An 11,158-nucleotide genomic window follows, 5' to 3' on the forward strand; every position below is an offset into this window, starting at 1 on the left:
AGTACTTAGGCATAGTAATCTATTGATGATGAAGTTTGTTGTCGAGAACTTTGTGGGTTAGCCCCATCTTGTTCATCATTTTTATCCTGCTGTGTATTTTTATTAGCCGTTTGATCTTGTGATTGCCCTTCGCCTTCATCGCTTTGCTCACTACCAGATTGCCCGTAAGAAATCGTACTTTCACCTAAATCAATTCCCTGCTCGGCTAACATTTCACGTAAGCGCGGCATTGATTGTTCAAGTGCTTCTTTAGCTTGCTGGTTTTGCACTACAAAATTTATTTGTGCTTGTTCAGCATCACTTCTGATACGAATTTGCATACTGCCCATTTCTGGCGGATCTAAGCGAATTTCAGCTTCTTTATTGCTAATGCTTAGCATTGAAGATACACGCTCTTGAAGCATTTTAGCTGCATCACTTTTAACAATATTAATAGCCTGCATCATACTTGCATCTATATTTACCTGCTTAACCTGCGCGGTGCTGCTTTGTAATTGCTGCGACTGTATAGCTTGGCTCTCTAAAATAGACTGCTCATAACGAGCGTTGTCATACTGAGTATTTATTTGTGCCTGCGTATTATTAATGCCATCGGTTATCAACGTAAACACCTGAGCTACACGCGATAAACCAGTATTTGTTTTAGGCTCTTTAAGTAAGCTTTCCTGCTCGGCCTCTAGGGCGTTCAACTCTTCTGGATTTATACCGTCTTGCTCAATACTAGAGGGTGCTTCAGTATTAATCATGGCTTTATTTTGCGGTGTATTCGCATTCATTGCAGCATTACTGGCTTGCTGCGCATTTAAAGCCGCATTTGCAGAGCTCGACACACTTTGCGCTTTGCTCTCACTAAGCTGCGTATCAAGCATAGTTTGTAAGTTGCTTATTGTTTCATTTACTTTTTTGAGCGTATCACCTGTCGGTTGCTCGTTACTCACATAGCTTTTCAATTGGCTAAGTAGCGCCTGCTTTTCATCGCTATTTAAGTTTTTTAACTGAGATTGAACTAGCTCACCGCGCGTGCTTGGAACTTTTTCGTTTTGTACGACAAACTCTGTCAGTAATTGTTTAACGGAGCTTGCACGATCATCACTTTCACTTGGCGTGGTTTCAGTAAATGAGCTTTTAACGTGCTCGTTTAATTGTGCACGTTGCGCTTCGCTTAATGAGTTGAGTACTTTAGATGTAGTTGATAGCTCTGATTGCGTAGATGAACGAGTCAGGTCTTTGGCTAATTGCTCTATGTCTGCATCGCTTATAGGCAGCGCACCTTCAGCATTTAACGCAGTGCCTGGCGCTTTTGTATTCTCAGCACCTTTACCTTCATTTTTTAAAGAAGGGGCTAAATTTTCTCCAGTGCTTTGCTTAGCTGCTTTAACTTCTAGCTCGGCGCTCGTAAACGCGCTTTTTTTGCCGTTGCTATTATTATCAGCTAAAAGAGTATCATCGGCTTTAGTCGTTTTGGCATCGGCCTCACCAGTTTCACCTAATTGCGAAGCTAAAAAGTTGACACTTTTATCACTCTTTTTTGCACTTAAATCGCTAAAATCATTATCGCTACTGCCATGTTTTTTTACACTTACATCAATCACTTGCGAGGAGTTTATTTGTGCTAAAACGCTATCGCCAGATAATAACGTATCTTGCGTGTCATCACTTAATGAAGCTGTCGGTTTTTTGCTATTGGCTAGCTGCTTATCATCTGTTGGCAATAAAGAGCCTGCTTGGCTAGGAGCCTCAGAATTAGCAGGCAATACAAAGGGTTTGTCTGCATCTTGTAGCTGGCTTAAAAAAGCATTACCAGATTCGTTACCTGCAGGTAAGTTACTGTCTTTAAATGCTAAAAAAGAGTCTTTTTCAGCTGTTGCCAACATTGAAATATCGTTTATTGCCATAATTCACCTACACAGCACTGCGGCAAGTTGCCACCGCACTTTGCCAAAATTAATTACCACCTACCAACAAAGCAATAAACGCGCCAAAGTTATAAACTTTTACGGCGCTGAAAAAATTGATTAGCAGAAAACTCGTCCAGCATTTTTTGCTCACTCTTTGCCATTAACGCCGCTGCTTTTAGGTTTTGTTTTTCAATTAATTTTGCTACGGCTTTTGCTTTTACCTGCTGCTTTAGCCACAAAGCTTTACGCTGTGTTACAACTTGCTTAGCGGTATTTACCGTACTGGCTTGCTGACGAATCGCTTCTTCAATTTTTGCTATAAAGGCATGGTACTGGCCAAAGCCCGCGCTTGATAAACCGGACTTTCCTTTCACATGTAATTGCTGAGAGTATTCTAATCTAAAGTTATTTAACCCTTGCAGCTTTTGTTGGTTAGCTTGTAAATTTTGATTGGCTTGTAAGTAGCTCATGCGCAGATTTTCTTCTTTGTCGTTTTCGAGCTTAAGCAGTAAATCGAGCTTATTTTTTGCCATTATGCTTGTCCTAGTAATTGGGCTAGGCCGTGTAAACCATCGTCGTAACTTATTACATCACGCATACCTTGCTGTAAAAACGCATTTACGCGCGGCATCATATTTATAGCTTGATCAAGCATTTGGTCAGCCCCTTTTTGATACGCACCTAAGGTGATCATATCTTTATTTTGCTGATACATTGAATACACTTGTTTTAATACGCGGGCCTGCTGCATATGAGGCTCAGACACCACTTGCGGCATAACACGAGAAATTGATTTTTCGATATCTATCGCGGGGTAATGACCGCTATCGGCTAAGTCACGCGAAAGTACAATATGCCCATCTAAAATAGCACGTGCAGCATCGGCTATTGGGTCTTGCATATCATCGCCCTCACTAAGCACTGTAAAAAACGCAGTGATAGACCCTTGACCTTCACCGCCATTACCCGCTCGCTCCACCAGCGCCGGTAATTTAGCAAATACAGAAGGCGGATACCCTTTTGTTGCAGGAGGTTCGCCAACCGCTAGCGCTATTTCGCGTTGCGCCATGGCGTAACGGGTTACTGAATCAAGCAATAACAATACGTTTAAACCTTGATCACGGAAGTACTCAGCAATGGTCACCGCGCTTTCACAGCCTTTTAAGCGCATAAGGGGCGATGCATCAGCAGGAGCAGCTACCACAACAGAGCGTTTGCGCCCTTCTACACCGAGTATCTCTTCAATAAATTCTTTTACCTCACGGCCACGCTCACCCACTAGGCCAACCACAATAACATCGGCTTCACTGCCGCGGGTCATCATACCTAAGAGGACCGATTTACCAACACCAGAGCCTGCAAACAAACCCATACGCTGGCCTTGCCCTACAGTAATAACTGAGTTTATAGCCCGTACACCTACATCCATAGGTTGGCTGATTGGTCTTCTAGCGAGGGGGTTTATGGGGTTTTGTGCAAACTTTAAATAGTGTTCGGCGTTAATTTTCCCCAGGCCGTCAAGCGGGCGGCCTAAGCCATCTACAACGCGGCCTAGTAGGCTCATACCAACAGGCAAGCCGGTATCATTTACTTGTGGAATAACACGCGCACCGGGTAACACACCGGAAATGTGGTCATTAGGCATTAAGTAAAGGGTTTGCTCACTAAAGCCCACCACCTCAGCATCTACAAACCCTGACATAGTTTCTATTTTGCATTGGCTGCCTACAGGCGCACGTAGCCCTTTCGCCTCAAGGGTTAAACCGACTACGCGGGTTAAAATACCCGCTACAGCAGGTTTAAACGCTGCAATATGGTGTTGGTATTGATTTAAGCGTTCGCTTAGAGGTGCACGTTGAGCTGCCATAACACGCCACAAAAAAGATTAGATACCGCTATTATGCAAAAAGCTATCCAACGTTTCTTTGACACGGGTTTTTAGAGTCATATCTAAAGACGATTGTGGCGTTTTAACTTCGCAACCGCCGCGCTCGAGTGTGGGTTCTGCAATTAGCTGCCAATTATTATCTGCAATAGTTTGTTCACCATAGCTTTGCTTTACCAGCTCTAGGTCATCTGGGTTTAAAAGCACACGAACTTTTTCTTGCTCAGTATTTAATGCATCTACGCTTTTTTTAAGCGTATGTAAAATAACATCGGGTGATGTTTTAATTTCTTGATAGGTTATAGCTTCTGCCAACATAACCGCTAATTGCACTAAGTGCTTTTCTGCCAGTTCGTCCACTTTATCAAGCGGAGCGCTGAGGTTGTCGATTATGCTACGCAAGCTGGTTAATTGCTCTTCTATTAACGGCTTAACGTCTTCTTGGCCTTGTGTTTTACCAAGCTCTACGCCTTCTTTGTAACCTGCTTCTTTGCCCTCACCAACCCCTTTTTCAAAGCCATCTATGTAGCCTTGTTCGTGCCCTTGCTTTAAGCCTTCCTCATAAGCATCTTGCCTAATGCGCTCAAGCTCTGCCATAGTTAACGAAGGCAGTTCAGGCTCTTGCGGCTGAGTGTCTTCTACAGCTTCTTCTTCAACTTCTTTTTTATACAAATCAGAAAGCGGTGTACCAAAAGCCGTTGAACGATTGCCAAAACTACGCTCATCAGGAGCGACATCAGGTATTGGCCAGTTTTTTAAAAGCTCATCAGCTTCATCTGCATGTAAAGGGCGACCTTTTAATTTAGACATAGCTTACAGGAACTCCTCGCCACCGCCGCCGCCTAACTGAATCTCACCCGAGTCAGATAGACGCCTTGCTGTTGAAAGCACTTCTTTTTGGGCAGCTTCTACTTCACTTATTCTAACCGGCGCCATTGCTTCTAAGTCATCGGCAAGCATTTCGGCAGCACGTTTAGACATATTACCCAAAATTTTATCTTTAAGCGCTTCGTCAGTCCCTTTAATTGCTTTCATTAGTACGTCTTGCTGTACTTCACGCAATATGGCTTGAATACCGCGGTCATCCACATCCATAAGGTTTTCAAACACAAACATAAGATCTTGAATTTGCTGAGACATTTCTTCATCGTGTTCACGAATAGAGTCCATCAACTGCCCTTCTACATTTGTATCTAGGTAGTTCATGATATCTGCCGCGGCTTTTAAGCCACCCATTTTAGCGGCTTGTGCGCCTGCTTGGCCGGCAAATTGTTTTTCCATAATTTCGTTAAGTTCTTGCAATGCTGCAGGTTGCACTTCTTCAAGGTTCGCAATACGCATAGTTAAATCTAGGCGCACTTTTTCAGGAAATTGCGCTAGGATTTCTGCCGATTGCTCAGGTTCTAAATACGATAAAACAATAGTTTGAATTTGCGGGTGCTCATTACGAATAATATTGGCGACTTGCTTTGAATCCATCCATTTAAGTGAATCTAAGCCTTTAGCGCCCGAGCCCATTACAATTTGGTCTATTAAACTTGCTGCTTTATCTTCACCTAATGCGGCAGTAAGCGCCTTTTTAATAAAGTCTTCTGACTGGAAGCCAATTGTACTAAAGCTTTGTATTTGTTCTATAAATAAATTGTGGACTGCGCTTATTTTAGATTGTGACAAGTCATCTAGCGCGGCCATTGCCATACCCACTTTTTGCACTTGCTTAGGCTCTAAGTGTTTAAGTATTTGCGCTGCATCTTCTTCAGATAAGCTCAATAAAAGAATTGCAGCTTTATCTACGCCATCTAACTTGTCAACATCAAACGCTGGCGGGAGTTGTTTTTGTTCTTGATCAGTCATCTTCTGTTAACCACGCTTTCACTACTTGTGATGATAGTTCAGGTTCGTTCGCTACAAGTGCTCTTACCGCTTTAAGCAAATCTTCGTCGCCATGTAAATCTGGCAGCTGTAGTGTACCATCGCTTGAGAAGCCTACAGAAGCAGAATCAAAGTCTTTATTTAGCATATCTAGCGTGCTATCGCCAATATCAACCCCTGAGCTTAATGCATCTTCATCATACTCTTCGAGCGTATCATCTGGGTATATTAAGCGTTTAAGCATAGGCTTAACAACTGCCATAATAAGCACAATAATAACCAGCGCACCCAGTACTAAGCGGACGATTTTCATAAACCAGTCCTGCTCCCACAGCGGTACTTCTAAATCTAAATCAACTGCTTCGCGTACAAATGGCACGGTTACCACCTCTAATGCATCGCCACGTTGCATATCAAAACCTACCCCACCTTGTAATAGGCGACGTATATTTGACAAAGCCTCTACCGAGCGCGGCGCCATGGTTGTTTCGCCGTTTTCACCTACTTTTGGCACATAATCAACGGCAACCGAGACGCTAATTCTGCGAATAACCCCTGTTTGTTGGCGCTTATGCGAAATGGTGGTGTCTAGCTCAAAGTTACGTGTAGCCTCTTTATGCACTCTGCTTGGGTTCGTTGCTGTACCAGCATTGCCTTGACCTGCCACTTCTGGAATAGTTGAATTCATAGGTGGCTGATTAGTAAGTGCCCCAGGAATTCCTACCGCTAAGCCACCAATGTTGTTCTCTTCAAATGTGGTTTCGCTTCTTACTGCTGGTAAGTCTGGGTTGTAGCGCTTTTGTGTTTCTTCTACTGAGCTAAAGTCCATGTTTAAATCAACTTGCGCCGTGTAGTTACCCAAGCCGACTACAGGAATAAGAATACTGTCTATTTTTTCTAAATACTCTTGCTCACGCTTTCTTTCAATGTCGTACTCTTTACGAGAGCGTGCTGCTAATGAGTCTTGCGAGCCTGAATTAAGTAAGCGGCCATTTTGATCTGTTACCGTAACACGTGAAGGCTCAAGCCCTTGTACTGCAGAGGCAATCATATCAACCACTGAGTCAATTTCTTCGCCATCAAGCATTCTTCCGCGCTTAAGAGTCAATACCACTGTGGCTGATGGCTTTTTCTCTCTGCGTGCAAATACGTTTTCTTTTGGAATGGCTAATAAAACTTTAGCACGTGTTACGTTGTTTAATTCTTCAATGGTGCGGGCAAGTTGTTGCTCGCGGCCATGTTTTAAACGTTCACGCTCTAATCGCTGACTAACACCAAAGCCCATATCTTGCATAATGATGTCGGTGCCTGAGGTAGGACCTTGCTCAAGGCCTTCACGGGCCATCAGCAATTTAATGTTTTGATACTCGCTTTCATCAACCGAAATCACGTTGCCGTCTAGCTCGTAGTCAATTTTTTGTGCATCTAAAAAATCAAGAGTTTGGATCAGCTCTTCTGTTGGCATTTTACCCAGCGGACGCATGTCTGGCTGACGTGCCCAAATAATCACAAATATGGCAATAGCTAAACAAATAGCCAGCGCAATAATAAGGGTGACTTGGCGAAGCACATCAACACCATTTAAGGCGCTTAAGTAGCCCGACTTTTGTTCTTGTTGCTCGTTATCTTCGCTTTGGTCAATACCGCCGCCAGCAAGAGCAAGATCTGTTGATTGATTAGATTGCGCCACAATAATTCTCCACTACCTACTTAAACAGGCATGTTCATAATTTCTTGGTATGACTCAACAAGTTTATTTCTTACTTGTACTGTAGCCTCAAATGCCACTGACGATTTTTGTGAGGCAATCATTGCCTCAGCAAGCGATACACTTCTATCACCCATTTCAACAGCCACTACTTTTTGTTTGGCATCTTGTTGTAAGCCATTAACAGTGTTTAATGCATCACTTAGTAAGTCACCAAATTGAGCAGACGATGTTGGCTGAGCTTGAGTAGGTAGCTTATTGATTTGATTTGTATGGCCTGCTTCTAAAGCCATTGATTGCATTTCTTGAAATAGCGCGCTGTTTTGAATTTTCATAATTTTCTCTGGCAAATGCAGTTAACGTTCATAAAGGGAATAAAGCACAAAGTGTGCCATAAAAATAAACCTTTAATTACATAAGGTTAACTATTATTTTTGAGAGTCAGAGATTTGACAACCCTAAACTAAGCGTGGTTAGTTTAGGGTTATATAGAAGAAAGGGATAAAGTTATGCGGGCAGCGAAATACCTAAATCACGCATTTGCGCTAGTTTATAACGTAAAGTACGCGGACTGATCCCAAGTGTTTGTGCAACATCTTTACGTTTGCCTTGGCAGCGCGCTAGGGTCTCTAATATTATTTTATGCTCTTTATCTTTTAGCTCATCTTTATAGCTGCCAGTATCAACACTAGGCAGAGAGCTACTCGCCTCTGCAGACGTTATTTTGTCATCATAATACGCGCCACTGGGAGTGTTCGCTTGTTCAGCCGCTATCTCCTGTGTAGGCGTACTGTTAATTGGCGCTTGCATTAAGTTTTCAATAAAAATGGCCTGTTCGCCAATTACATTGCCCGTTCGCAAAATAAGCGCACGTTGAATTACGTTATCAAGCTCGCGTACATTACCAGGCCATGCATGACTTAGTAATTTTTGCTCAGCGGCACTATCAAGTGTTGCTAGCGGCTCTTTACTTTTAACTAAATGGCGCTCTATTAAATGCTTAGCCAATACTATTATATCGCCTGGGCGCTCACAGAGCGGTCGCCACATTAGGGGGAATACATTTAAGCGATAATATAAGTCTTCTCTAAATTGGTTATCTGCAACGGCTTCTTTTAGGTCGCGATTACTGGTTGCGAGTACTCTTACGTCGAGTGAAATTGTTTTTCGGGCACCTAAACGCTCAACTTCACGCTCTTGCAATACCCGTAATAGCTTAGCTTGCAGCCCTAAGTCCATTTCGGTTATTTCATCAAGTAATATGGTGCCGCCTTGGGCTTGTTCAAATTTACCTGGGCATGCTTGTATTGCACCAGTAAACGCGCCTTTTTCGTAGCCAAATAAAGTGGCTTCAAGCATGTTTTCGGGAATAGCCGCACAGTTTATTGCCACAAAAGGCGCATCGCATCGGTTTGATTTATCGTGAATGTATCGCGCTAACACTTCTTTACCAGAGCCACTAGGGCCTAGCACCATAACACTTGCATCTGAGCGCGCCACTTTGCTCGCCAGCTCTAAAAGCGCAATACTGCTAGGGTCGGCAACAATTGGGCCGTCAGTGTCTTTTGGCTTTTCGGGTAAATACCGACTAACCATATTTAAAAGCACCTCAGGGGCAAATGGTTTAGCCATATAATCAATTGCGCCTAAGCGCATTGCCTCTACTGCATCATCAATCGTTGCATAGGCAGTCATCATTAATACGGGGAGATCTGGGTAGTTAAGCTTAATGCTTCTAAGTAAATCTAGGCCGCTCATCGCGCCCATTTGCACGTCGCTGACCACTAATGAAAACTCAGATTTTTTTAATTGGATCATGGCTTGCTCAGCACTATCGGCTGCAACACAGGCAATACCCGACATTTCTAACGTGTCTATGAGTGCTTCTCTTAAACCTGCATCATCTTCAACCACTAGTATTGTATTACTCATGCTGTTTTCTCCTGCGTTGAGGCCGTGCATATGGGCAGCAATAAACTAAAACATGCACCACCATTGGCATTATTAACCACTTCAACACGTCCTTGATGCGCATTAGCCACAGAGCTCACAACAGCAAGCCCGAGCCCTGTACCTTGGCTTTTTGTGGTATAAAACGGTTCAAAAATTTTCTCTATTTGGCTCAACTCTACACCAGGGCCGTTATCGCATACGCTAATACGCACGGTATCGGGTTCGCTGCTATCGCGCTGCGCTTTTAATGTCACCTGGGCTTGGCTGCCAATAATTTGAATACTATTGTGAATAAGGTTTTGAATAGCACTGGCCAGCGCGGTTTTATTACCGGTAATTTCTATGTCTGGCTCTGGTAGCTCAACAACAAGTGAGCTGTTATTTAAGGCCACCATTGCATCGGCACCTAGTTTTACCTCATTTAAAAGCTGCTGCATAGAAACCTGTTCAACCACTTGTTGCTCGCCGCTTTTAGCAAAAAGCAGCATATCGTTAACTTGGGTTTCTAAGTCTTTTAATCGCGACATTAATTTAGTTTGAAAGTTATCGCGTGATGACTCTGGTAGCTTTTTAGAGCCCAAATTGGCCGCGTATAACATTGCCGCCGAAAGCGGTGTACGCACTTGGTGCGCAAGCGATGCCACCATTTTACCAAGCGCACTCAAACGCTGCATATGGGCTACGCGCTTTTGCAAACGGCGCGTTTCTGTTAAATCTGTCATTAATATTAATTGCCCAGGCTCTGGCGCTAGCGCAGTAATATCAAGCTTTATAAGGCGCCCATCTTTGAGCGACACTTCATGTCCATCATCTTGGTGGGGACGAAAAGAGCGCTGAATAATGTTAAACCACTTCTCTCCTTCGAGCGGCTCGCCCAACATATCAATCGCGATTTGATTGGCTTTTGCAATAAGCCCTTTGCCATCAAGCACAACAACACCCGCAGGCATAGTATCAACTAAGTGCGACAGCCAACTTGCCTGCTGTCTTAAATCACTTAATTCACCAATGTACTCTTCTTGAAGTAAACATGGGTTATACTGTTTTGCAGTAATAAACTGTGGTTTAAGTACACTCGCAAGGGCCATAATCAAATCTCTTAATGATGTAGATATAGGGCTAAATGCACAATTTATACCAATATTATTTTATATATTTTTCATTTAGTTACCTTACAATAACGCGTAACAAAAAAATGACGCATACTAAAAGGAATAATAATGAGTGAGCAAAATAAATGCCGTTGTGCATGGCTTGATGCCACAAAGCCTGATTATGTGAAATACCATGATGAAGAATGGGGAGTCCCCCTTTATGACGACACGAAATTATTTGAATTTATTACCCTCGAGTCGGCGCAAGCGGGCTTAAGTTGGTACACCATTTTAAAAAAGCGCGCAGGCTATAAAAAAGCATTTGCTAATTTTAATGTGCAAAAAGTGGCTAACTTTACACCCGATGATATAGAACGGCTAATGCAAGATGAGAGCATAGTGCGTAACCGCTTAAAAATTGCTGCTACAGTTAATAATGCTCAACGGTTTATTGAGATTCAAAAAGAATTTGGCAGCTTTAGTAATTACCAATGGCGATTTGTTGGCAATAAACCAATTATTAGTGATTTAAATAGTGTTGAAGACACCCCTGCAATTACCGAGGAGTCAAAAGCGTTTGCAAAGGATTTAAAAAAACGAGGTTTTAAATTTTTGGGCCCTACAACGGTATACGCACATATGCAGGCCTGTGGCATGGTTAACGATCATAGTAATAATTGTTTTAGAAGAGCCGAGATTATTAAAAGTTATTAGCTGTAACCTGTAACCTGTAAGCTGTAAGCTGTAA

The 11,158-nt window shown here is 42.8% G+C and carries 10 protein-coding genes; 1 reads left to right on the forward strand and 9 read right to left on the reverse strand.

Features of this window, described 5'->3' with window-relative positions; all coding sequences use genetic code 11:
• Positions 1 to 5: 5 nt before the first annotated feature.
• The 9 genes from CWC04_RS15210 to CWC04_RS15250 form a co-directional block, all read right to left on the reverse strand.
• Positions 6 to 1,895, reverse strand: a complete 1,890-nt coding sequence (locus tag CWC04_RS15210) for a flagellar hook-length control protein FliK (RefSeq protein ID WP_138685824.1) — start codon at positions 1,893 to 1,895, stop codon at positions 6 to 8.
• Between the two features lie 89 nt (positions 1,896 to 1,984).
• Positions 1,985 to 2,431: a flagellar export protein FliJ gene (gene fliJ / locus CWC04_RS15215; RefSeq protein ID WP_004588294.1), complete on the reverse strand. Its 447-nt coding sequence runs from the start codon at positions 2,429 to 2,431 to the stop codon at positions 1,985 to 1,987.
• Positions 2,431 to 3,765, reverse strand: coding sequence for a flagellar protein export ATPase FliI (gene fliI, locus CWC04_RS15220; protein ID WP_096041360.1), 1,335 nt, complete (start codon positions 3,763 to 3,765; stop codon positions 2,431 to 2,433). The genes fliJ and fliI overlap by 1 nt, the downstream gene beginning before the upstream one ends.
• An 18-nt stretch (positions 3,766 to 3,783) precedes the next feature.
• On the reverse strand, positions 3,784 to 4,593 hold the full coding sequence (gene fliH, locus CWC04_RS15225) for a flagellar assembly protein FliH (RefSeq protein ID WP_138685825.1): 810 nt from the start codon (positions 4,591 to 4,593) through the stop codon (positions 3,784 to 3,786).
• A gap of 3 nt (positions 4,594 to 4,596) precedes the next feature.
• Positions 4,597 to 5,637, reverse strand: coding sequence for a flagellar motor switch protein FliG (gene fliG, locus CWC04_RS15230; protein WP_004588291.1), 1,041 nt, complete (start codon positions 5,635 to 5,637; stop codon positions 4,597 to 4,599).
• Complete coding sequence (gene fliF / locus CWC04_RS15235) at positions 5,630 to 7,345, reverse strand: flagellar basal-body MS-ring/collar protein FliF (RefSeq protein ID WP_004588290.1); 1,716 nt, start codon at positions 7,343 to 7,345, stop codon at positions 5,630 to 5,632. Before fliF ends, fliG begins: the two co-directional genes overlap by 8 nt.
• 20 nt (positions 7,346 to 7,365) lie before the next feature.
• Positions 7,366 to 7,698, reverse strand: coding sequence for a flagellar hook-basal body complex protein FliE (gene fliE / locus CWC04_RS15240; RefSeq protein WP_004588289.1), 333 nt, complete (start codon positions 7,696 to 7,698; stop codon positions 7,366 to 7,368).
• 172 nt (positions 7,699 to 7,870) lie between these two features.
• Positions 7,871 to 9,295 (reverse strand): sigma-54-dependent transcriptional regulator, encoded by a 1,425-nt coding sequence (locus CWC04_RS15245; protein ID WP_138685826.1) that lies wholly within the window; start codon positions 9,293 to 9,295, stop codon positions 7,871 to 7,873.
• Entirely contained in the window at positions 9,292 to 10,404 is a 1,113-nt protein-coding gene (locus tag CWC04_RS15250) for a sensor histidine kinase (RefSeq protein WP_024032324.1), read from the reverse strand. The genes CWC04_RS15245 and CWC04_RS15250 overlap by 4 nt, the downstream gene beginning before the upstream one ends.
• Before the next feature lie 132 nt (positions 10,405 to 10,536).
• Between CWC04_RS15250 and CWC04_RS15255 the strand changes: the two genes are divergently transcribed.
• Entirely contained in the window at positions 10,537 to 11,124 is a 588-nt protein-coding gene (locus tag CWC04_RS15255) for a DNA-3-methyladenine glycosylase I (RefSeq protein WP_138685827.1), read from the forward strand.
• Positions 11,125 to 11,158: the final 34 nt, after the last annotated feature.

The organism is Pseudoalteromonas sp. S2893, assembly GCF_005887105.1.
Lineage (GTDB): Bacteria > Pseudomonadota > Gammaproteobacteria > Enterobacterales > Alteromonadaceae > Pseudoalteromonas > Pseudoalteromonas atlantica.